General features: G+C 53.8%; 22 protein-coding genes. 14 read left to right on the top strand and 8 right to left on the bottom strand.

Annotation, left to right across the window (positions count from 1 at the left end; translation table 11 throughout):
* Nucleotides 1–675: 675 nt before the first annotated feature.
* The 4 genes from dauA to lolB form a co-directional block, all read right to left on the bottom strand.
* Nucleotides 676–2358 carry a C4-dicarboxylic acid transporter DauA gene (gene dauA / locus OGY08_RS19080; RefSeq protein WP_071692414.1) on the bottom strand — a complete coding sequence of 561 codons (1683 nt, stop codon included), beginning with the start codon at nt 2356–2358 and terminating at the stop codon, nt 676–678.
* Between the two features lie 124 nt (nt 2359–2482).
* The gene (gene prs, locus OGY08_RS19075) at nt 2483–3430 is read right to left on the bottom strand and encodes a ribose-phosphate diphosphokinase (protein ID WP_001518537.1); all 948 of its coding nucleotides are present in this window, start codon (nt 3428–3430) and stop codon (nt 2483–2485) included.
* 269 nt (nt 3431–3699) lie between these two features.
* Nucleotides 3700–4551 carry a 4-(cytidine 5'-diphospho)-2-C-methyl-D-erythritol kinase gene (gene ispE, locus OGY08_RS19070; RefSeq protein WP_032943712.1) on the bottom strand — a complete coding sequence of 284 codons (852 nt, stop codon included), beginning with the start codon at nt 4549–4551 and terminating at the stop codon, nt 3700–3702.
* Entirely contained in the window at nt 4548–5171 is a 624-nt protein-coding gene (gene lolB, locus OGY08_RS19065) for a lipoprotein insertase outer membrane protein LolB (protein WP_003833422.1), read from the bottom strand. Before lolB ends, ispE begins: the two co-directional genes overlap by 4 nt.
* 211 nt (nt 5172–5382) lie before the next feature.
* Between lolB and hemA the strand changes: the two genes are divergently transcribed.
* Genes hemA through kdsA form a run of 6 tightly spaced genes read left to right on the top strand, consistent with a single transcriptional unit; the run spans nt 5383 to nt 10687 of the window.
* A complete protein-coding gene (hemA, locus tag OGY08_RS19060) occupies nt 5383–6639 on the top strand; it encodes a glutamyl-tRNA reductase (protein WP_125362583.1) in 1257 nt (418 codons plus the stop codon).
* A 41-nt stretch (nt 6640–6680) separates the two neighbouring features.
* Complete coding sequence (gene prfA, locus OGY08_RS19055; RefSeq protein WP_003020786.1) at nt 6681–7763, top strand: peptide chain release factor 1; 1083 nt, start codon at nt 6681–6683, stop codon at nt 7761–7763.
* Nucleotides 7763–8596: a peptide chain release factor N(5)-glutamine methyltransferase gene (gene prmC, locus OGY08_RS19050; RefSeq protein ID WP_048216241.1), complete on the top strand. Its 834-nt coding sequence runs from the start codon at nt 7763–7765 to the stop codon at nt 8594–8596. The genes prfA and prmC overlap by 1 nt, the downstream gene beginning before the upstream one ends.
* On the top strand, nt 8593–8985 hold the full coding sequence (gene sirB2 / locus OGY08_RS19045) for an invasion regulator SirB2 (protein WP_125362582.1): 393 nt from the start codon (nt 8593–8595) through the stop codon (nt 8983–8985). The genes prmC and sirB2 overlap by 4 nt, the downstream gene beginning before the upstream one ends.
* A 2-nt stretch (nt 8986–8987) precedes the next feature.
* A complete protein-coding gene (gene sirB1, locus OGY08_RS19040; protein ID WP_003020775.1) occupies nt 8988–9797 on the top strand; it encodes an invasion regulator SirB1 in 810 nt (269 codons plus the stop codon).
* 35 nt (nt 9798–9832) lie between these two features.
* Nucleotides 9833–10687, top strand: coding sequence for a 3-deoxy-8-phosphooctulonate synthase (gene kdsA, locus OGY08_RS19035; protein ID WP_003020772.1), 855 nt, complete (start codon nt 9833–9835; stop codon nt 10685–10687).
* 67 nt (nt 10688–10754) lie between these two features.
* Here the strand turns inward: kdsA and bdcA are convergent, their stop codons facing one another.
* Nucleotides 10755–11468 carry an SDR family oxidoreductase gene (bdcA, locus tag OGY08_RS19030; protein WP_048216243.1) on the bottom strand — a complete coding sequence of 238 codons (714 nt, stop codon included), beginning with the start codon at nt 11466–11468 and terminating at the stop codon, nt 10755–10757.
* Between the two features lie 72 nt (nt 11469–11540).
* On the opposite strand from bdcA, the gene OGY08_RS19025 reads away from it, so the two are divergent.
* Complete coding sequence (locus OGY08_RS19025; RefSeq protein ID WP_008784973.1) at nt 11541–12134, top strand: TetR/AcrR family transcriptional regulator; 594 nt, start codon at nt 11541–11543, stop codon at nt 12132–12134.
* Nucleotides 12135–12225: 91 nt separating this feature from the next.
* A complete protein-coding gene (locus OGY08_RS19020) occupies nt 12226–12513 on the top strand; it encodes an amidohydrolase family protein (protein ID WP_125362637.1) in 288 nt (95 codons plus the stop codon).
* A 92-nt stretch (nt 12514–12605) separates the two neighbouring features.
* On the opposite strand, the gene chaA is transcribed toward OGY08_RS19020, so the two are convergent.
* Nucleotides 12606–13706 carry a sodium-potassium/proton antiporter ChaA gene (gene chaA / locus OGY08_RS19015; protein WP_125362581.1) on the bottom strand — a complete coding sequence of 367 codons (1101 nt, stop codon included), beginning with the start codon at nt 13704–13706 and terminating at the stop codon, nt 12606–12608.
* Between the two features lie 400 nt (nt 13707–14106).
* Between chaA and chaB the strand changes: the two genes are divergently transcribed.
* Together chaB and OGY08_RS19005 are read left to right on the top strand one after the other, a co-directional pair.
* The gene (gene chaB, locus OGY08_RS19010; protein ID WP_008784971.1) at nt 14107–14337 is read left to right on the top strand and encodes a putative cation transport regulator ChaB; all 231 of its coding nucleotides are present in this window, start codon (nt 14107–14109) and stop codon (nt 14335–14337) included.
* A 196-nt stretch (nt 14338–14533) separates the two neighbouring features.
* Complete coding sequence (locus OGY08_RS19005; RefSeq protein WP_111465485.1) at nt 14534–15229, top strand: gamma-glutamylcyclotransferase; 696 nt, start codon at nt 14534–14536, stop codon at nt 15227–15229.
* A gap of 54 nt (nt 15230–15283) precedes the next feature.
* Here the strand turns inward: OGY08_RS19005 and OGY08_RS19000 are convergent, their stop codons facing one another.
* Both OGY08_RS19000 and OGY08_RS18995 read right to left on the bottom strand, forming a co-directional pair.
* Nucleotides 15284–15529, bottom strand: coding sequence for a DUF1883 domain-containing protein (locus OGY08_RS19000; RefSeq protein WP_003020763.1), 246 nt, complete (start codon nt 15527–15529; stop codon nt 15284–15286).
* A gap of 262 nt (nt 15530–15791) precedes the next feature.
* A complete protein-coding gene (locus OGY08_RS18995; RefSeq protein ID WP_003833402.1) occupies nt 15792–16145 on the bottom strand; it encodes a DsrE/DsrF/TusD sulfur relay family protein in 354 nt (117 codons plus the stop codon).
* A 73-nt stretch (nt 16146–16218) separates the two neighbouring features.
* Here OGY08_RS18995 and nasR point away from each other — a divergent pair, with 73 nt between their 5' ends.
* The 4 genes from nasR to OGY08_RS18975 all read left to right on the top strand — a co-directional run bounded on the left by nasR (nt 16219) and on the right by OGY08_RS18975 (nt 20557).
* Complete coding sequence (gene nasR / locus OGY08_RS18990; RefSeq protein ID WP_100272318.1) at nt 16219–17400, top strand: nitrate regulatory protein NasR; 1182 nt, start codon at nt 16219–16221, stop codon at nt 17398–17400.
* A gap of 222 nt (nt 17401–17622) precedes the next feature.
* The gene (locus OGY08_RS18985; protein ID WP_057066736.1) at nt 17623–18882 is read left to right on the top strand and encodes a CmpA/NrtA family ABC transporter substrate-binding protein; all 1260 of its coding nucleotides are present in this window, start codon (nt 17623–17625) and stop codon (nt 18880–18882) included.
* A gap of 1 nt (nt 18883) precedes the next feature.
* Nucleotides 18884–19759 (top strand): nitrate ABC transporter permease, encoded by an 876-nt coding sequence (gene ntrB, locus OGY08_RS18980; protein WP_008784966.1) that lies wholly within the window; start codon nt 18884–18886, stop codon nt 19757–19759.
* A 9-nt stretch (nt 19760–19768) separates the two neighbouring features.
* Nucleotides 19769–20557: an ABC transporter ATP-binding protein gene (locus OGY08_RS18975; protein ID WP_125362580.1), complete on the top strand. Its 789-nt coding sequence runs from the start codon at nt 19769–19771 to the stop codon at nt 20555–20557.
* The last annotated feature ends 7 nt before the right edge of the window (nt 20558–20564 follow it).

The raw sequence follows: 20564 nt of genomic DNA, 5'->3' as shown, positions 1-20564 counted from the left end.
ACACGGATTCCCGTGAACGTGTAAAGGGCGTTTTCCGCCACGCCCTTTACAATCCCGGCTCCCGGCGGGAAAATTGTTGCTACGCAATACCCTCCGCTTATTCCTCCAGGCTTCCGGGCCGGGCGCGAGGAAACGTCCCTGCAAAGCGCGCCCTGAGCCAGCATCCATGCTGGCTCTCCCGGCCTTACGGAAACACGTCGGCAATTTTCAGCCAGACCAGCCCACGCCTGACCATCTGCGTTTTTTTGTTTAAACAGCAAAACAGCTTTTACTGGAAGTCAGGGCATTGAAGCGATGACTCCGGTCCGGCTGAAAATCGATGAGGCGTTGACGTCTGCCCGGGACTGCCCGCAGGGATGCGGGCAGAGGGGATGGCCTGCATGGATGCAGGCTCGGCCCCGACCCGACAGGCAGACGGCATAAGACGAATAACTCGCGCAGCGACGATTTTCCCGCCGGGAGCCTGGGTTGCAAGGGAGGCGGCGGTGAGCCTCCCTTGCACGTTCACAGGTATCTGCGCTTCAGAGAAATGACATCACTGAGGTGAACGGAACCCTGAGCAAGAATCACATGTTCACCATACATGCTTAACTGACGAGCATTACCCACGTACGGGAGCCATTTTTTTGTCTGTCATTTGCAATCCGGCGGCGTTTCGCCTGGCCGGGCTACACGTTAGCGGATATCTGCTAGCGCAGCATCTTTATTCGGGAAGAACGTCAGGCGCCCGGCAATCGGCTGAATGCCCGCGCGCGCCATGGTACGTAGCGGCTGGAATTCCAGATTACTGATGCGTAATTCACAACCTTCCGGCAGACGTTTTACAAAGCGCTGGAAAGCGTCCAGACCACCGGCATCCAGTACCGGGACCGCATCCCACTTCAAGACTACGATGCGTTTACCTTCAATACGCGACTCGAGATCGGTAAATAATCCTTCCGCCGCGGCAAAGAACAGCGGACCAATAACGCGCAGCACCAGTACATCGTCCGGTACGTCTACGTTGACCGGCGCCAGGCGAGTCATGCGCGCAATACGACGCATAAACAGCAGAGAGGCGAGAACGATACCGACGCTGATGGCAATAACCATGTCGAACAGTACCGTCAGCGACATACACATCAGCATGACAATGATGTCGTCTTTCGGTGCATGGCGCAGCAAATCCACCACTTTATGCGCTTCACTCATGTTCCATGCCACCATCAGCAGCAGGGCGGCCATGGCGGAAAGCGGTAACCAGGAAAGCAGCGGTGCAAGTACCAGCAGGGCGAGGATCACCAGAATCGCGTGGATAACCGCAGAGATTGGCGAGGTCGCCCCGGCGCGGACGTTTGCCGCAGAGCGGGCAATTGCCGCTGTGGCGGTGATACCGCCAAAGAATGGTGCCACGATGTTACCCAGCCCCTGGCCAATCAACTCGCTGTTAGCTTTATGCTTGGTGCCGGTCATCCCATCGAGTACGACGGCGCACAGCAGAGATTCAATTGCCCCCAGCATCGCCATCGAGAAGGCTGCCGGTAACAGCGCCTGTAACGAGCTCCAGCTTAGGGTAAAGTTTGATTCCGGCATATTCCACGGCAGGACCAGCTGCGGCAGCAACTGCGGGATACCATTACCCTGTGAGCCGTCAGCCAGAATGTAGTGGAACTGAGAACCAATGGTGGCGACATGGCCGCCGGTCAGGTTCACGATACCCATTACCGCACAGCCTGCCAGCAGTGCAGGAAGGTGACCCGGCAGTCGGATCCCCAGGCGCGGCCAGAAAATCAGGATCCCCAGCGTCACTACGCCAATGGCGGCATCGCCGAAATTGATGGTCGGCAAGGCCATAAACAGCGCGCCAACCTTCTGCAGATAGTGCTCCGGGACATGGGCCATCTGCAGGCCAAGAAAATCTTTAATCTGCATGGTACCGATGGTGATACCAATACCCGATGTAAAACCTAACGTTACCGACACGGGGATATATTCGATCAGGCGGCCAAAACGAGCGAGGCCGAAAAGGATCAGGAATATCCCGGACATGAGCGTGGCAACCAGCAGGCCTGCCAGCCCAAACTGTTGCGACACCGGATACAGAATCACCACGAAGGCGGCGGTTGGGCCAGATACGCTAAAGCGCGATCCCCCGGTAAGGGCGATAACAATCCCAGCGACGGCTGAGGTATACAGGCCGTACTGCGGCGCAACGCCACTGCCTATTGCCAGGGCCATTGCCAGCGGAATGGCGATGATCCCAACGGTTATCCCGGCGATCAGGTCACGGGTAAAGCGAGAGGCAGTATATTTTTCTTTCCAACAAGCGTCGATGAGGGCGCGGAAAGGCATCACATGTGAGGAAAATAATCTGTTCACAATAATGTTTCATCCATGAGCGCATCATCTGTCAACTAAATGGCAGGTGAAGGAGGCATAAGTCATACAAATAAGTATTGCAGATAAAAAAACCCGCCGCAGCGGGTTTTTGAGCCGGGCTCGATTAATGCTCGAACATAGCAGAGATGGATTCTTCGTTGCTGATACGACGAATCGCTTCGGCCAGCATACCCGACAGGGTCAATGTACGCACGTTTGGCAGCGCTTTGATTTCGTCAGTCAGTGGAATAGTGTCACAGACAACGACTTCATCAATCACTGAGTTGCGCAGGTTGTTTGCCGCATTACCTGAGAAGATCGGGTGAGTGGCGTAAGCAAATACGCGTTTAGCACCACGTTCTTTCAGTGCTTCTGCTGCTTTGCACAGCGTACCGCCGGTATCGATCATGTCATCAACCAGAACACAGTCACGACCTGCAACGTCACCAATAATGTGCATCACCTGAGAAACGTTCGCACGCGGGCGACGTTTGTCGATGATAGCCATGTCGGTATCGTTCAGCAGTTTAGCGATAGCGCGGGCACGCACGACGCCACCGATATCCGGAGAAACCACAATCGGGTTGTCCAGGTTCAGCTGCAGCATGTCTTCTAACAGGATCGGGCTACCGAATACGTTATCAACCGGTACGTCAAAGAAGCCCTGGATCTGTTCAGCATGCAGGTCAACGGTGAGGACGCGGTCAACGCCAACGCTGGACAGGAAATCAGCGACGACTTTAGCGGTAATCGGTACACGAGCGGAACGTACGCGACGATCCTGACGTGCATAGCCGAAGTAAGGAATAACGGCGGTGATACGGCCTGCGGAAGCACGGCGCAGCGCATCAACCATAACGACCAATTCCATCAGGTTGTCGTTAGTAGGGGCACAAGTGGACTGGATGATGAAAATATCACCACCGCGTACATTTTCATTAATTTGTACGCTGACTTCGCCGTCGCTAAAGCGACCTACAGCGGCGTCGCCGAGTGAAGTGTACAGGCGGTTGGCAATACGTTGTGCTAGTTCCGGGGTGGCGTTACCAGCAAAAAGCTTCATATCAGGCACGAGAAGAACCTCAGGCATGCGTCCATTGGTGGAAAGAATCTGCCGAAAACTGTGCGGGCCAGGCAGTATCCTCTCCATGCGGTGTATTAAAGAGCGCGATGCAACGTCTGGAACAGGGTGACGTTGTCACCGCAACTCAGCTTGCCCGGCTTACTCTTTATCTTTCGCGTTTCATTTGCGCTGGCATCAATTCCTCACACCAGTTACATACTGAAGTTGTATGCACCTGGCGATTCGTCATTTCGCCATCTTCCTGAAATCCGAAGGATTTAGAGTAACGCTCTGTGCAATGGGGAGAGGTTGACGCCTTTCGCCACAAAGCCTTTGAGCCATTCCGGGGCTTGCTCAAGCACCTGGCGAGCACGAGACTCAGTGTCAAATTCAGCAAAGACACAAGCCCCTGTACCAGTCAGGCGCGACGGCGCGTATTCTAACAGCCAGGAAAGCGCCGCATCAACCTCGCGAAAACGTTTTCTTGCGATAACCTCGCAATCATTGCCGAATTCACATTTTAGTAACGTTTTTATTGACCTTTTTGGCGTGTTGCGCGGGAGGTCGGGATCGTTAAAAATCACCGGTGTCGGAATACTGACTCCCGGATGAGCAACCAGATACCACTTTTCCTCAGGCTCGACCGGCGTCAGAATTTCGCCTACGCCTTCGGCAAAGGCCGCATGGCCGCGCACGAATACGGGAACATCCGCCCCCAGCGTTAAGCCGAGTGCCGCCAGTTCATCAACCGAAAGTCCGCACTGCCAGAGATGATTCAGCGCCACCAGAACGGTTGCCGCATTAGACGAACCTCCGCCAAGACCGCCGCCCATCGGCAGGCGTTTGTCGATACTGATGTCCGCACCACTCCCTTTGGGAAGGCGATTGCTTTCAGATGCCGCTTTCATCAGCAAACGTGCCGCACGGACGATCAGATTGTCTTCATGCGCAACGCCTTCCACTGGGGTTAACAGGTGAATTTCGCCGTCGCTACGCGGTGCAATATCTATCGTGTCGCCATAATCAAGAAACTGAAATAAGGTCTGCAGCGTGTGGTAACCGTCCGCACGCTGTCCGGTGATGTATAAAAACAAATTCAGTTTTGCCGGAGAGGGCCAATGGGTCATCATTTCACAATCCAGTTATCCATTTTCAGCTTAATACGCTGGGAGCCGTCGGACAGCTCCATGTTTGCTGGCATCGCTGGCTGGGTTTTGCTGTCGTAGGCGCTATAGACCACTTTCCAGTTTTTACCGTCTTTACTGTAGTTCACTTCACTCAGACGATATTGGTCGTCGAGCTTATAATCGGTGGCGTCACCTGGCAGTCCAAGGATCCACTGGCGCAGGCTGTTTAATGGGATAGGCATGCCGGTCAGTTTGCCGATCATCTCTTCAGCATCGTCGGCGGTGTAATGCTTGCCTTTGTTATCGACCAGTTCGACGTTGCCAGGCTGCGCATTAAGTTCCAGTTCCGTGCTGCCCAGTGGGTTGGTCAGCAGGAGACGATAGCGATCCTGACCGGTTTGCTGCCAGAAAAAGCGGGCATACACTTTCTGTTGATCGGAAATATAGGCAAACGCACCACGCGTCTGATACTGGTTCAGGGCGCGAACTTCCTGTTGGTGCTGGCGCCACTGCGGAGAATCGGGGCTTTTACCGGGACCTTTAGGCGCGTTGAGCGTACAGGCAGTAAGAACCAGGGCCGCCAGCGGCAGCAGGCGAATCAGGCGAAAATCAGGCAGGGTCATAATGATGACAAATCCTTGAGATACGTTGCAGTTATAACTCTTAATGCTAGCGCCGCCATCAGACATCGTCTACGTTCAAGTTATCTTAAATCGCTTAAATTTGTGCACTAAGCTATTACTCCAAAAGGGGTCAGTCTCTTTTATTGACCGCACGCATCCTGTATGATGCACCCAGTCTAACCTTATCAACGCTGGTACTATTCCCGCACACATGACCCTTTTAGCGCTTGGTATTAACCATAAAACGGCACCTGTATCGCTGCGAGAACGCGTAACGTTTTCGCCGGATACGCTCGATCAGGCGCTGGACAGCCTGCTCGCGCAGCCAATGGTGCAGGGCGGGGTAGTGCTGTCGACGTGTAACCGCACGGAGCTGTATCTCAGCGTTGAAGAGCAGGATAACCTGCAAGAAGCGCTGGTTCGTTGGCTGTGTGAATACCATAACCTCAATGAAGAAGATCTGCGCAACAGCTTGTACTGGCACCAGGACAACGAGGCGGTCAGTCATTTGATGCGTGTTGCCAGCGGTCTGGATTCACTGGTGCTCGGTGAACCGCAAATTCTTGGGCAGGTGAAAAAAGCGTTTGCGGATTCGCAAAAAGGTCACCTGAACGCCAGTGCGCTGGAACGCATGTTCCAGAAATCATTCTCTGTCGCAAAACGTGTACGTACAGAAACTGACATCGGCGCCAGCGCCGTGTCGGTGGCGTTTGCCGCCTGTACCCTGGCGCGGCAGATATTTGAATCGCTCTCCACGGTAACCGTGCTGTTAGTCGGTGCGGGCGAAACCATTGAGCTGGTAGCGCGACATCTGCGCGAGCACAAAGTGAAGAAGATGATCATCGCCAACCGTACTCGCGAGCGTGCGCAGGTGCTGGCGGATGAAGTCGGCGCCGAGGTGATTTCACTGAGTGATATAGACGCGCGTTTACAGGATGCCGATATCATTATCAGTTCTACCGCCAGTCCGCTGCCGATTATCGGCAAAGGAATGGTGGAACGTGCGCTTAAAAACCGCCGCAATCAGCCTATGTTGCTGGTGGATATCGCCGTACCGCGCGATGTCGAGCCGGAAGTGGGTAAATTGTCTAACGCCTATCTGTACAGCGTTGATGACCTGCAAAGCATCATTTCGCATAACCTGGCCCAGCGCAAAGCGGCGGCGGTGGAAGCCGAAACGATAGTGGAGCAGGAAGCCAGCGAGTTTATGGCCTGGCTACGCGCCCAGGGCGCAAGCGACACTATCCGCGAGTATCGCAGTCAGTCAGAACAGATCCGTGATGAACTGACCGCCAAAGCGTTGGCCGCTCTTCAACAGGGCGGTGATGCGCAAGCCATTATGCAGGATCTGGCCTGGAAACTGACCAATCGCCTGATTCATGCACCAACCAAATCACTTCAACAGGCCGCCCGTGACGGGGATAGTGAACGCCTGAATATTCTGCGCGACAGCCTCGGGCTGGAGTAGCAGCACACCAATCTTATTTTTTACAGGGTGCATTTACGCCTATGAAGCCTTCTATCGTTGCCAAACTGGAAGCCCTGCATGAACGCCATGAAGAAGTTCAGGCGCTGCTCGGTGATGCGGGTACTATCGCAGACCAGGATCGCTTTCGTGCGCTGTCGCGCGAATATGCGCAATTAAGCGATGTATCTCGCTGTTTTACGGACTGGCAACAGGTTCAGGAAGATATCGAGACGGCTCAGATGATGCTCGACGATCCTGAAATGCGTGAAATGGCGCAGGATGAACTGCGCGAAGCAAAAGAGAAATGTGAGCAGCTGGAACAGCATCTGCAGGTCCTGCTATTACCTAAAGATCCCGATGACGAACGTAACGCCTTCCTCGAAGTGCGCGCGGGAACCGGTGGTGATGAAGCGGCGCTGTTTGCCGGCGATCTGTTCCGCATGTACAGCCGTTACGCAGAATCGCGTCGCTGGCGGGTTGAGATCATGAGCGCCAGCGAAGGCGAGCATGGCGGGTTTAAAGAAGTCATTGCCAAGATTAGCGGCGAAGGCGTTTACGGGCGACTGAAGTTTGAGTCTGGCGGCCATCGCGTGCAGCGCGTACCTGCGACGGAATCGCAGGGGCGTATTCATACCTCTGCCTGTACGGTCGCGGTTATGCCGGAACTGCCGGATGCCGAACTGCCGGACATCAACCCGGCCGATCTGCGTATTGACACCTTCCGTTCATCAGGCGCGGGCGGTCAGCACGTTAACACCACCGACTCCGCAATCCGTATTACCCACTTACCGACCGGTATCGTAGTGGAATGCCAGGACGAACGTTCACAGCATAAAAACAAAGCCAAAGCGATGTCGGTGCTGGGGGCGCGAATTCGTGCGGCCGAAGTGGCAAGACGTCAACAGGCGGAAGCCTCTGAGCGTCGCAACCTGTTGGGCAGTGGCGATCGCAGCGATCGTAACCGTACCTATAACTTCCCGCAGGGGCGTGTGACCGATCACCGCATTAACCTGACGCTCTACCGTCTGGATGAAGCGATGGAAGGCAAACTGGATATGCTCATTGAGCCGATTGTCCAGGAATACCAGGCCGACCAACTGGCGGCGTTGTCCGAGCAGGATTAATGGATTATCAGCACTGGCTGCGTGAAGCGATTAGCCAATTACAGGCAAGCGAAAGCCCGCGCCGTGACGCCGAGATTTTACTCGAGTTCGTTACTGGCAAAGGGCGCACCTTTATTCTGGCTTTCGGCGAAACGGAGTTAACCGAGGCGCAGCGTCAACAGCTTGATACGCTACTGGAGCGGCGTCAGCGGGGAGAGCCGGTGGCGCACTTAACCGGTGTGCGCGAGTTCTGGTCGTTGCCGCTGTTTGTGTCTCCAGCCACGCTTATTCCGCGTCCGGATACCGAGTGTCTGGTGGAGCAGGCGCTGGCTCGCCTGCCGGCCTCAGCGTGTCGTATTCTTGATTTGGGAACCGGCACGGGTGCCATTGCGTTGGCGCTGGCAACCGAGCGTCCGGATTGTGCAGTGACTGCCGTAGACCGCATGCCCGATGCCGTGGCACTGGCCATTCGCAACAAGCAGCAACTGGGCATCGACAATGTTTGCGTGCTGCAAAGTAACTGGTTCAGCGCATTGCAGGGACAGCAGTTTGACATGATTGTCAGCAATCCGCCGTATATCGACGAACAGGATCCGCACCTGGCGCAAGGCGACGTTCGCTTTGAACCGCTGTCGGCGCTGGTGGCGGGCGATCAGGGGCTGGCGGATATCGTGCATATCATCGACCAGTCTCAGCGCATGTTAACGCCCGGCGGCTATCTGTTGCTGGAACATGGTTGGCAGCAGGGCGAGGCCGTCCGTGATGCCTTTACTCGTGCGGGTTACCTGGCGGTTGAAACCTGTCGTGACTATGGCGGCAACGAGCGAATTACGCTTGGACGCATCCCATCATGAGTATCTTCGGTGTGTTACTCAACGTCCATCTCATCAGCATTGCGCTTTCGGTTGGTTTGCTGACGCTGCGATTTTGGTGGCGTTACACCGACTCGCGCCTTGTCTGCGCGCGCTGGACGCGCATCGTGCCGCCGGTTGTCGATACCGTTTTATTACTCAGCGGCGTAGCGTTAATGGTTAAAGCGCACATCCTGCCATTCACTGAGCACGGGACATGGCTGACTGAAAAGCTGTTTGGGGTTATCATTTACATCGTTTTGGGTTTTATTGCGCTCGATTATCGTCGGGCGCGCAGTCAGCAGGCGCGATTAATCGCTTTTCCGCTGGCGTTGGTGGTGCTGTACATCATCATTAAACTCGCCACCACAAAAATACCGTTACTGGGGTAAGCATGAGGTCGTTAGCTGATTTCGAATTTAATAAAGCGCCATTGTGTGATGGGATGATCCTGGCGTCGGAGTCTATCCGTCTGGATTTTCCAACACAAACTGTCTATGACGAACTGGAACGTCTGGTCAGTCTGGCGCAAGAAGAAATTAGCCAGCTCCTGTCTCAGGATGAGCAACTGGAAAAACTGCTGGCACTTTTTTACGGCGAATGGGGGTTTACGGATACCCACGGCGTCTATCGTCTTTCTGATGCACTATGGCTTGATCAGGTACTGAAAAATCGTCAGGGCAGCGCCGTATCCCTGGGTGCGATCTTATTGTGGATTGCCAACCGACTGGAGCTGCCGCTGGTGCCGGTGATTTTCCCGACACAACTCATCCTGCGTATTGAATCGCTCGATGGCGAAATGTGGCTAATCAATCCGTTCAATGGAGAAACGTTAAATGAGCACACGCTGGAAGTGTGGCTGAAGGGAAATATCAGCCCGGTCGCGGAGCTGTTTAACGAAGACCTGGATGAGGCGGATAATGCAGAAGTAATTCGTAAGCTGCTCGACACGCTGAAATCATCGCTGATGGAAGAGCGGCAAATGGAGCTGGCGCTGCGTGCCAGCGAAGCACTATTACAGTTTAATCCTGAAGATCCGTATGAAATACGCGATCGTGGATTAATTTACGCGCAACTGGAATGTGAACATGTTGCGCTGACCGATTTAAGTTATTTCGTTGAACAGTGTCCGGAAGACCCGATCAGCGAAATGATTCGTGCGCAGATTAATACTATTTCGCACAAGCAAATTGTATTGCATTGATTAATGACACTTTACCTACCGTTTAAGGCGATCCTATGAAACAAAAAGTGGTTAGCATTGGCGACATCAACGTGGCAAATGACCTGCCGTTCGTGCTGTTTGGCGGAATGAACGTGCTGGAATCCCGCGATCTGGCGATGCGCATTTGTGAGCACTACGTAACCGTTACTCAAAAGCTGGGTATCCCTTACGTGTTCAAAGCCTCCTTTGATAAAGCCAACCGTTCTTCCATCCACTCTTACCGTGGGCCGGGCCTTGAAGAAGGGATGAAAATCTTCCAGGAACTGAAGCAGACTTTTGGCGTAAAAGTGATCACCGACGTTCACGAAGCCAGCCAGGCTCAGCCTGTTGCTGACGTGGTGGATGTGATTCAGCTGCCGGCCTTCCTCGCTCGTCAGACCGATCTGGTGGAAGCGATGGCGAAAACCGGTGCCGTTATCAACGTGAAAAAACCGCAGTTCGTAAGCCCGGGCCAGATGGGCAATATCGTGGACAAATTCCATGAAGGCGGCAACGACAAAGTAATTCTGTGCGACCGTGGCGCGAACTTTGGTTATGACAACCTGGTTGTGGATATGCTGGGCTTCAGCGTGATGAAGAAAGTTTCTGGCAACTCGCCGGTGATTTTTGACGTTACCCATGCGCTGCAATGCCGTGACCCGTTTGGCGCAGCAAGCGGCGGTCGTCGTGCGCAGGTTACCGAACTGGCGCGCGCAGGTATGGCGGTAGGTCTGGCCGGTCTGTTTATTGAAGCGCATCCGGATCCAGCCAATGCGAAATGCGATGGCCCATCCGCGCTGCCGCTGGCGAAACTGGAACAGTTCCTGACTCAGATTAAAGCGATTGATGACCTGGTTAAAAGCTTCGACGAGCTGGATACTGAGAACTAAGAAAGTATTGCAGTCCGGAGAGATATCTCTTCGGACTGCTGTTTGAGAAAAGTGTTAAGGGTGGCCGTCAGGCGCCAAATGCACCGTCAATTGTATGCATTGCCCCCGTCACAAACCCAGCCTCAGGGCCTGCAAGCCAGGCAACCATTCCCGCAACTTCCTCTGGACGGCCATGTCGTTTTAGCGCCATAAAACTGTGCATCACCTCTTTCAGTGGGCCATCTTCCGGGTTGGCATCGGTATCAATAGGACCCGGTTGAACCACGTTTACCGTAATGCCCCGCGGTCCAAAATCACGTGCCAGCCCCCGGGCCAGCCCTTGCAGCGCTGATTTGCTCACCGCATAAGAGGCCAGGCCAGCAAGAGGCATACGGTCGCCATTCACAGAACCAATAATGATAATGCGTCCGCCGTCAGGCATCTGTCGTGCCGCTTCCACGGCCGCATAGTATGGGGAGTGAATGTTGATCCGGAACAGACGCTCCACGTCATCCGGATCCTGCTCCAGCGCATCACCAAACAGAATAATGCCTGCATTAACTACCAGCACGTCCAGCGGGCCGCTTTCGCGTACCCGGTTGATGACGGCGTTACGATCGGCGCTATCGGTTTGCGCTGTCTGGGTACCCGTCTCATCAGCAAGCGCTTTGGCAGCGTCAGGGGAGCCTGAATAGGTAAAGGTAACCGATGCGCCATCCGCGGCAAAACGGCGCACGATAGCCGCGCCAATCCCACGACTGCCGCCAAGAACCAGAACTGACTTGCCGTTAAAAGAAGACATGAGGTACTCCTTGAACAATTATGTAGTGATCGATATATAATTGGTGCACAGTTTTCTGTCAATGGATTTGTAATGAGCACTACAAAATGCACTCGTGCACCTGGACGCCCACGTAATTTTGATCCAGAAATGGCCGTTGCCAAAGTACAACCCTTGTTTCACGCACATGGCTATGACGCGGTTAGCGTGGCGGATGTCACCGCGGTGTTGTCGATCAAGCCCCCCAGTTTCTATGCTGCTTTTGGGAACAAAATCGGTCTTTATAAACGAGTTCTTGACCGCTACGTACAAACCGAGGCGATCCCTTTTGATGACATTCTTCGCCCCGACAAACCCGTTTCTGCATGTCTTACCGATCTGCTTGAGGAGGCGGCGCGACGTTATGCCGCAGATCCGCATACGCCGGGATGTTTGGTCCTGGAGGGCACGCACAGTAACGATCCGCAGGCGCGGAAGGTCGCGCGGAATTTCTACTCGGCTGCCGAACATAAAATTCACGACTTTATCGCACAGCGGCATCCTAAAGAGGCTGACAGCCTGACTGATTACGTCAGTACCACAATGCTTGGCCTGTCGGGAAAAGCGCGTTGCGGGCATTCGTTCGAACGTCTGCTAGCCAGCGCGCGAATCGCCAGCGTAGCGGTGCGGCATCAGCTTTCCAGATGATCATCACAAGATAAGGTAGATAAATATGATGGGGAAAATGGGAACTTAATCAGGCGGTGCCTCATATCAACCCGCATCAGAGCAGGGGGTTATCGTTGTAGGTGGTACGGATGCGACGCGGATTGGCGTTGCAGGAGTATGGCATGCCATTGAATATCATGTAACAGGTAAAGCGCTCGACGGCACGGTACGCCATGATGCGCGCCAGTTAAGCCGAGAAGATGCTTTAAAAATGTATACCCTCAATGCCGCCTGGATAGCTTTTGCAGAACAGCAGAGGGGAAGTTTGCAGGCAGGTAAGCTCGCCGTTTTGCGGTGCTTAATCAGGATATTATGGCTATTCCGGCAGACAAATTGCACCAAACGGAGTCGTTATTAACGTTTGTCGATGGTCAACAGGTTTATCCGGAGCTGTGAGCGGTAAAAGAAAACGGCCCTGAGAAGGGCCGTGGGTTCTATCAGAAAGACTAATCAGGCAAATATCGTCATCAGATAGGCGATAAACAGCGCCAGATGCGCCGCACCGTTAAGCACGTTGGTGCGTCCGGTGGAGAAAGAGATGTGACACAGTACCAGTGATGAAACCATCACAATCATCTCTGGTGCGCCCAGCGCAAAGACCAAATCATTCCCGGTTGCCCATGCGATCAGGGTCACTACCGGAACGGTCAGTGAAATGGTGGCTAATACTGAACCGAAGAACAAATTCATCGCCCGCTGTACCTGATTACTCAGAACCGCTTTCAGCGCACCTAGCCCTTCAGGGGAGAGGATCAGCAATGCGACCAGGAAACCGGTAAAGGCGACCGGCGCATTCAGTTCAGTCAGCAATGTTTCCAGCGGGCTGGCGTTCATTTTGGTCACGGCAATAACAGCGATCAGATGAATGATAAGCCAAGCGGCATGCCACATATTGCTGTGGGCTGACGGTTTACCGTGATGCGGATCGTCGTCGTCACCCTCGTCTTCATGCTCATAAATGAACAGGCTCTGATGCGTTTTAGTTTGTATCAGCAAAAATACGCCGTACGTCGCCGCAGAAATTAATGCCACTAATAGCGCCTGGGCGGTAGTGAAATTTGCACCCGGTAAAGCCATCGGGAACACCAGTACAATAATGGCCAGCGGAAACAGGGCGATTAAATACTGCTTAATACCAAACAGATTCATATACTGAGTGGCAAATTTACGGCCACCTAACAGTAATGAAAAACCGACCAGGCCGCCGGTTACGATCATAATGATTGAATATAGCGTATCGCGCATGAGCGTAGGCGCTGCATCGCCGGTCGCCATTAATGCGGAGATTAAGCTGACTTCAAGAATAACAACGGACAGGCTGAGGATCAGCGACCCGTAGGGTTCGCCAAGTCGATGTGCTAATACATCAGCATGACGGACAACGCTGAATGCGCTGCTTAATATACCAATAAGGGCCAGCGCATTAATACCGATGACCACTGGTAGTGACTGACTGCTCCCCCAGAAGAACAGTACTACCAGCGCCAAAATCGGGAAGACGAGAGAGGTCTCCTTGTGGCGGGTTTTTACCGCCTCATGTACGTGTGTCATTGAATTAATTCTCCGTCTCTGCAGGTATTTATACCCGTCATACTTCAAGTTGCTTATGCGTTGGCTACGTTCGCTCACTCCAGTCACATAGTTATCTATGCTCCTGGGGATTCACTCCCTTGCCGCCTTTAAGCAACTCGAATTATTTAGGGTATATAATTATAAAAAGTATTAAAGAATGTAAAAAATAACAGAAAACCTGGTTTTGTAGGTGACATTTTACGAAATTTTACTACATCGCTTATTTTTCCTCTCAAAGCGGTCAAAAACAAAATTATTGTTTATAGACTGTTTAATTAACAGAAGGTTAGATGAAGAAATTTTCTATAAATGTCCATTATTGGCGCATCGCCGCATTGTTAACCACACTTAAGGTTTAACCTAAAAAGAGGAGTTCACAATGCCATATAAATCCAAAAGCGATCTGCCTGAAAGCGTGCAGCATGTTCTGCCAGCCCATGCTCAGGACATCTACAAAGAAGCTTTCAACAGCGCCTGGGAACAGTATAAAGATAAATCTGACCGTCGTGATGATGCTACCCGTGAAGAGACAGCACACAAGGTGGCGTGGGCCGCGGTCAAAAATGATTATCAAAAAGGTGATGATGATAAATGGCATAAAAAGGCGTAACAGTATCAATTATAATGCCTTTATGAACTAGCCAGCATCAGGCGTTAGCGAATCGTGCTACGCCGCGCCGTTGCTGGCTTGCAAGCGAGCGGTGAATTGCCTATTGTCCAGCTATTGGTTTCAAAATGAGCAGTAAAAAAGCCCGGAAGGCGTCAAAAAAGTTGTCGCAGGGAAGCTGCAGTGGCGGAGGTGTAAGGTGTTAACGCGTGATTTTTTATTGAATGCCGACTGTAAGACGGCATTTGGTGCTATTGAAGAATCACTACTCTGGTCAGCGGAACAACGTGCAGCCTCACTGGCCGCCACGCTCGCTTGCCGACCAGATGATGGACCGGTGTGGATCTTCGGTTATGGATCGTTGATGTGGAACCCGGCCTTAGAGTTTGAAGAGTCCTGTACCGGGACGTTAGTCGGCTGGCACCGTGCTTTCTGTCTGCGCCTGACGGCGGGGCGAGGAACGGCGTGTCAGCCAGGACGTATGCTGGCCCTGAAAGAAGGGGGACGCACCACCGGTGTGGCCTACCGCTTGCCGGAGGCATCCCTGGAACAAGAGCTTTCGCTGCTGTGGAAGCGAGAAATGATCACCGGCTGTTATCTGCCGACCTGGTGTCAGTTGGCGCTTGATGACGGCAGGAAGGTGAACGCACTGGTCTTTATTATGGATCCGCGTCATCCGCTGTTTGAGTCAGACACGCGCGCGCAGGTGATTGCGCCGCTTATCGCCGCGGCGAGCGGACCTTTAGGTACCAACGCCCAGTATCTGTTCTCACTGGAACAAGAGCTGGTCAAGTTGGGGATGCAGGATGATTGTCTTAACGATCTGGTGATCACGGTTAAACGATTGTTGGGAGAGAACCTGCCGGAAGGCGTTATGCGGCCTGGGTTTGCGTGAACCCAGCCTGGAACTGAATGCCCGAAAGCCAGGCGCTTTTCGGGCAATTAACGCTTAGGCTGCAATATAACTTATTGAATGCTCTAGCGACTGGCTGTGGCTGTCAATCAGCACATTCCAGATGCCGGTATAGGGCACGGTCAACCATGCGTTATCACGATCCTGCACGCTTAAGATGTCGGACTGCGTGTCTTTGACGTGATTTTTCTCGCTCATCAGATGGATGTGACAACGCTCGGAACAGCGCACAACCACCGTATCGCCACCAAATAACTTTAAACTCGCCTTCACTAATGCCATTTTTCACCCCGTTCTTGAAAACAACGTACTTTCTGTCGAAAGTGCTGCGTGATGTTGTTCACATTTCACTCATTGCATAACACCAAAGGGGGAGCAACGGGATGCTGATTTTGATCAAAAAATGGCATAACGATTAAACAAAAGTGACAAAATTCCTTAAAAGGGTTGAAAGGGCGTGCTAACGTTCAACGAAACCGCGCCCATCTACGATTAAATCCGGAAATTATCGACACTTTCAGTGTGCTTGCCTGAAAACGGTGTATCAGAAGGTCAGCACTTTATCTGCAGCCAGCGTCCATTGAGCCAGTTCAACCAGCGTGCCGACGGCCACTCCGTCAATTAACGGCAGCGTCGTGATCCCACGGCCATCGGTGCAGGTTTTGCACAGTTTGACCGGCACATTTTGCGCCGTCAGGATCTCCAGCATTTGCTGAATATTGTATCCTTCTGCAGGTTTCTGACCTCGTAATCCCGCGGTTACCGCGTCCGACATTAAAAACAGACGCAGGTCGAGATCCGCTTCCTGTTCGCGCAGGGCGATTGCCAGACGCAGGCTGTTAAATAACGATTCGCTTCCATAGGCCGCACCGTTCGCGACGATCACTATCTTTTGCATTTTTACTCCTGTTGTCAGGGGGGCATGGATATTGCTTGTCCTCAGGGATAACCCGTTATCGGTGAGGGCAGAGATGATGACAAATGCACAAAATTCCGGCGCGACGCAATGGTTTCGCCATGCCCGCCAGCTTGAGAACACCCAGCTTCGCCAACTGGCACAGTCCGGTAAGTTGGTAATGCGTATTAGCCATCTGGTGCATATGCTACAGTGCGAACGCGGTGCATCCAATATCTGGTTGTGTTCTCAAGGTACGCTTTATGAGCGGGAGGTCCGTGCCAGTCGGGCGCTGGTGGATGAAGAGTGTCGGCAACTGCATATCCTTTTCCAGCACATTATGCCGGTGGCGGGCAGTGCGTTGTGCCACCGCATTGCTGGCACCGTCTGGTGCCTCGATCAGCTAACGACGCTGCGTGAGTCTGTCAGCGGGCAGACTATCGATGCTCAGCAGGCGATGGAGCAGTACAGCCGGACGTTACGCCATCTGCTGGGTATTGTGCCGCAGCTTAACGACAGCATCGATTATCCCCATGTCGCAGGTGGGCTGGTGGCGCTATACAGTTTTATGCAGGGTAAAGAGCTGGTAGGACAAGAGCGGGCGTTAGGGGCCATTGGCTTTACCCAGGGCGAGTTTAACCCTCAAATGCGCCAGGAGCTGGTGGACAGAATAGACGGGCAGCAGCCGTGCTTTGATACCTTTATCTCCCTGGCTTCGCCTGTACTGGTGCAGCATTTTCGTCAGCAATGCGAGGCATCGGGCGCCATCGAACAACTGCGGCGCCAGGCCTGTACGCGACAACCTCAACTCGATAACGGTGAACACGCGCTACGCTGGTTTACCCTACAGACGCAGCGCCTTGAACAATTACGCCATCTCGAAGAGATGTTGATTACCGAATTGCTGAACGCCGTGGCGCGTCGGCTGGCGGAAGAAACCTACGCCTTGCCGCTCGACAACTGGCTTGACGACCGTGCTGACGAACCCCTCTCGCTGCGCCGGGATAAACAATTATTGTGGGTTGTTCGCCAGCAGGCTCGCCAGCTGGAGCAAATGAGCGCCCAACTTGCCTCATTGCAGGATGCCTTAGAGGAGCGCAAGGTGATTGATAAAGCAAAAAGCATCCTGATGAATTACCAGCAGGTCAGCGAAGAACAGGCGTGGCAGCTATTGCGAAAAATGGCGATGGATAAAAACCAACGGATGGTCGATATCGCCCGGGCATTGCTTACCGTTAAATCCCTGATGCAGGGATAGCGACTGCACAACAGGCGGGCAGTGTCTGCCATATTTGGGTGCACCGCGGCGTCTGGTACGCGTCGAACCCGCTAAAACCGCCAGTGTAATTCTGGCATCTGAATTGCATTCACTCATACATACAATTTAGCAGCAGGCCAACGGCGGTCTGACTGTTTTGAGGATAAAGGCGTCCCGCAATGCTTCGGCATTGTTGGACGCCTTTTTTTATGGGGAGCATGTATGGGTGACAGAACAGTTTCGTTAACGCGGCGGCGGTTTTTACAGGCAAGTGCCGTGATGGGGGCCAGCTCGCTGATTCCAGGACTGATGTCTTCGGTCTGGGCGGCAGGGTCTGATGCGCCGGAGATGACTACCGTTCGGGTCGGTTTTATTCCGCTAACCGACTGCGCGCCGCTGGTTATCGCCACGTTGAAAGGTTTTGATAAAAAATACGGCATTACGCTGGTGCCGACCAAAGAGGCCAGTTGGGCTGCAGTGCGTGACAAACTGGTCTCTGGAGAGCTGGATGCGGCTCATGTTCTGTACGGCCTGTTGTATGGCCTGGAACTGGGTATTGCCAGTAAAGCGCAGCCCATGGCCAATCTGATGACGCTCAATCAGAACGGGCAAGCGATCACGCTCTCCGCAACGCTGCTGGAGCAGGGGATTACCGATGCGTCTGCGCTGAAGAAACTGATCGTCTCGCAGGCGCCTGGAACCTATACCTTCGCGCACACCTTTCCCACTGGCACACATGCCATGTGGCTCTATTACTGGCTGGCCAGCGCTGACATCAATCCTTTCACCGATGTTCGCACCGTTGTGGTACCGCCTCCGCAAATGGTGATGAACATGCGCATTGGCAATATGAGTGGCTTCTGCGTCGGCGAACCGTGGAATGCGCGGGCGATCAATGACCGCATCGGTTTTACCGCGGCGACGTCCCAGGATATCTGGCCCGACCATCCGGAAAAAGTACTCGGTACGCGCCGGGAGTGGGTAGAAAAATATCCACATACTGCCCGGGCACTGGTTAGCGCGCTGCTTGAGGCATCGCGCTGGATAGACGCCAGTGAAGCCAATAAACGCGAAACAGCACAAATTCTGGCGCGCCGGGCCTGGCTCAATACCAAAGAAGGCTATCTGACGGCGAGAATGCTGGGCGAGTACGACAACGGTGCCGGTCGTCGCTGGCAGGATCCGCATGCCATTCGCTTTTTTCGCGACGGCGAGGTGAGTTTCCCCTGGCATTCCGATGGCATGTGGTTTCTGACCCAGTTCCGCCGTTGGGGATTGTTGAAGCAGCAACCGGATTATGCAGCCATTGCCGCGCGCATCAACCGGACCGACATCTGGCGCGATGCGGCAGCGGCGGTTGGAGGGATAACACCTCCTGCGAAATTGCTACGAACCAGTACGCTGATGGACGGTTCCGTATGGGATGGCCGCAATCCAGAAGCCTATGCCAACAGTTTTACCCTCCACCGTACAGGAGCCTGAGATGAAACAAAATACGCAGCTTAAATCCCCTGAGCCGGTAGTCGGTGAGGTCATCACGCTATCAACGATGAAGGTCAGAAAGCGCAAAATGCCATGGTCAATGTGGCTTAGTACATGGCTAAGACGCGCCGTACCCGCTCTGTTGGGGATTGCCTTGCTGGTGGTGTGCTGGCAACTGGCCGCCATCAACAGCAAAGGCTTTCCGACGCCGCTGAGCACCCTGGATTCAGCCCTGACGTTGTTTGCCGATCCGTTCTATAACGGCGGGCCGAATGATATGGGTATCGGCTGGAACGTGCTGGCGTCGTTGCAACGGGTCGCGATCGGTTTCGGATTAGCGGCGCTGGTGGGGATCCCGCTGGGCTTTCTGATTGGGCGTTTCACCTTCTTTTCGCACATGTTTTCGCCGCTGATTGCGCTGTTGCGCCCGGTCAGTCCGCTGGCCTGGCTGCCGATTGGACTGCTGTTGTTTCAAAAAGCGGAACCCGCATCGAGCTGGACCATCTTTATCTGCTCTATATGGCCGATGGTGATCAACACCGCCGAAGGGGTGCGGAGAATCCCTGACGATTACCTCAACGTTGCTCGCGTACTGCAACTCTCTGAGTGGACGGTGATGCGGCGGATACTTTTCCCCGCCGTGCTGCCGGCGATCCTCACTGGCGTACGCCTGTCGATCGGCATCGCCTGGTTGGTGATTGTGGCAGCAGAAATGCTCACCGGCGGGTTGGGGATTGGTTTTTGGATCTGGAATGAGTGGAACAACCTTAATGTCGAAAACATTCTCATCGCTATCGTCATCATCGGCGTTGTCGGTCTGCTGCTTGAGCAGGGGCTAATGCTGGTGGCGCGTCGTTATAGCTGGCAGGAAAAATAAGGAGACAACATGAAACCCATTATTCAGGTCCAGGCGGTCAGCCAACGTTTTTCGACCGCCAGCGGTGAGTTCCTCGCGCTATACAATGTTTCTTTTGATATCCATGAAGGGGAGACCGTGAGTTTGATTGGTCACTCCGGTTGCGGAAAGTCGACGCTTTTGAATCTGATTGCCGGCATTACGCTGCCTACTGAAGGTGGCCTGATTTGCGATAACCGCGAAATCGCCGGGCCGGGGCCTGAGCGGGCGGTCGTTTTCCAAAACCATTCGCTGCTGCCGTGGCTGACCTGTTTCGACAACGTAGCCCTGGCCGTCGATCAGGTCTTTCGCCACACCATGAGTAAAGCCGAGCGACGTGAGTGGATCGAACACAACCTGCACCGCGTCCAGATGGGCCACGCGATGCACAAACACCCCGGTGAAGTCTCTGGTGGGATGAAGCAACGCGTGGGCATTGCCCGGGCGCTGGCGATGAAACCCAAAGTCCTGCTTATGGATGAACCGTTTGGCGCACTGGATGCGCTCACCAGGGCGCATTTGCAGGATACGGTGATGCACATCCAGCAGTCGCTGAATACCACCATTGTGCTGATCACTCACGACGTTGATGAAGCGGTGCTGCTTTCCGACCGGGTTCTGATGATGACCAACGGGCCAGCGGCGACGGTGGGCGAGATCTTGACGGTTGATTTACCGCGCCCACGCAATCGGGTCCAGCTTGCCGATGACAGCCGATACCACCACCTGCGACAACGCATTCTCCATTTTCTGTATGAGAAACAGCCGAAGGCGGCGTAAGGAGGGG

This window comes from Citrobacter sp. Cpo069, from assembly GCF_030332785.1.
GTDB classification, from domain to species: Bacteria; Pseudomonadota; Gammaproteobacteria; order Enterobacterales; family Enterobacteriaceae; genus Citrobacter; species Citrobacter portucalensis.
The sequence above is the reverse complement of the archived record's forward strand: the minus strand, read 5'-3'. Positions and strand labels throughout refer to the sequence as shown.

Excerpts from the sequence above, each read along its gene's own strand:
- hemA (WP_125362583.1), top strand. The coding sequence starts at position 5,383 with ATGACCCTTTTAGCGCTTGGTATTAACCATAAAACGGCACCTGTATCG.
- sirB2 (WP_125362582.1), top strand. The coding sequence starts at position 8,593 with ATGAGTATCTTCGGTGTGTTACTCAACGTCCATCTCATCAGCATTGCG.
- sirB1 (WP_003020775.1), top strand. The coding sequence starts at position 8,988 with ATGAGGTCGTTAGCTGATTTCGAATTTAATAAAGCGCCATTGTGTGAT.
- chaB (WP_008784971.1), top strand. The coding sequence starts at position 14,107 with ATGCCATATAAATCCAAAAGCGATCTGCCTGAAAGCGTGCAGCATGTT.
- kdsA (WP_003020772.1), top strand. The coding sequence starts at position 9,833 with ATGAAACAAAAAGTGGTTAGCATTGGCGACATCAACGTGGCAAATGAC.
- ntrB (WP_008784966.1), top strand. The coding sequence starts at position 18,884 with ATGAAACAAAATACGCAGCTTAAATCCCCTGAGCCGGTAGTCGGTGAG.
- bdcA (WP_048216243.1), bottom strand. The coding sequence starts at position 11,468 with ATGTCTTCTTTTAACGGCAAGTCAGTTCTGGTTCTTGGCGGCAGTCGT.
- chaA (WP_125362581.1), bottom strand. The coding sequence starts at position 13,706 with ATGACACACGTACATGAGGCGGTAAAAACCCGCCACAAGGAGACCTCT.
- ispE (WP_032943712.1), bottom strand. The coding sequence starts at position 4,551 with ATGATGACCCATTGGCCCTCTCCGGCAAAACTGAATTTGTTTTTATAC.
- lolB (WP_003833422.1), bottom strand. The coding sequence starts at position 5,171 with ATGACCCTGCCTGATTTTCGCCTGATTCGCCTGCTGCCGCTGGCGGCC.
- prfA (WP_003020786.1), top strand. The coding sequence starts at position 6,681 with ATGAAGCCTTCTATCGTTGCCAAACTGGAAGCCCTGCATGAACGCCAT.
- OGY08_RS18995 (WP_003833402.1), bottom strand. The coding sequence starts at position 16,145 with ATGCAAAAGATAGTGATCGTCGCGAACGGTGCGGCCTATGGAAGCGAA.
- OGY08_RS18985 (WP_057066736.1), top strand. The coding sequence starts at position 17,623 with ATGGGTGACAGAACAGTTTCGTTAACGCGGCGGCGGTTTTTACAGGCA.
- nasR (WP_100272318.1), top strand. The coding sequence starts at position 16,219 with ATGATGACAAATGCACAAAATTCCGGCGCGACGCAATGGTTTCGCCAT.
- OGY08_RS19025 (WP_008784973.1), top strand. The coding sequence starts at position 11,541 with ATGAGCACTACAAAATGCACTCGTGCACCTGGACGCCCACGTAATTTT.
- OGY08_RS19000 (WP_003020763.1), bottom strand. The coding sequence starts at position 15,529 with ATGGCATTAGTGAAGGCGAGTTTAAAGTTATTTGGTGGCGATACGGTG.
- OGY08_RS18975 (WP_125362580.1), top strand. The coding sequence starts at position 19,769 with ATGAAACCCATTATTCAGGTCCAGGCGGTCAGCCAACGTTTTTCGACC.
- prmC (WP_048216241.1), top strand. The coding sequence starts at position 7,763 with ATGGATTATCAGCACTGGCTGCGTGAAGCGATTAGCCAATTACAGGCA.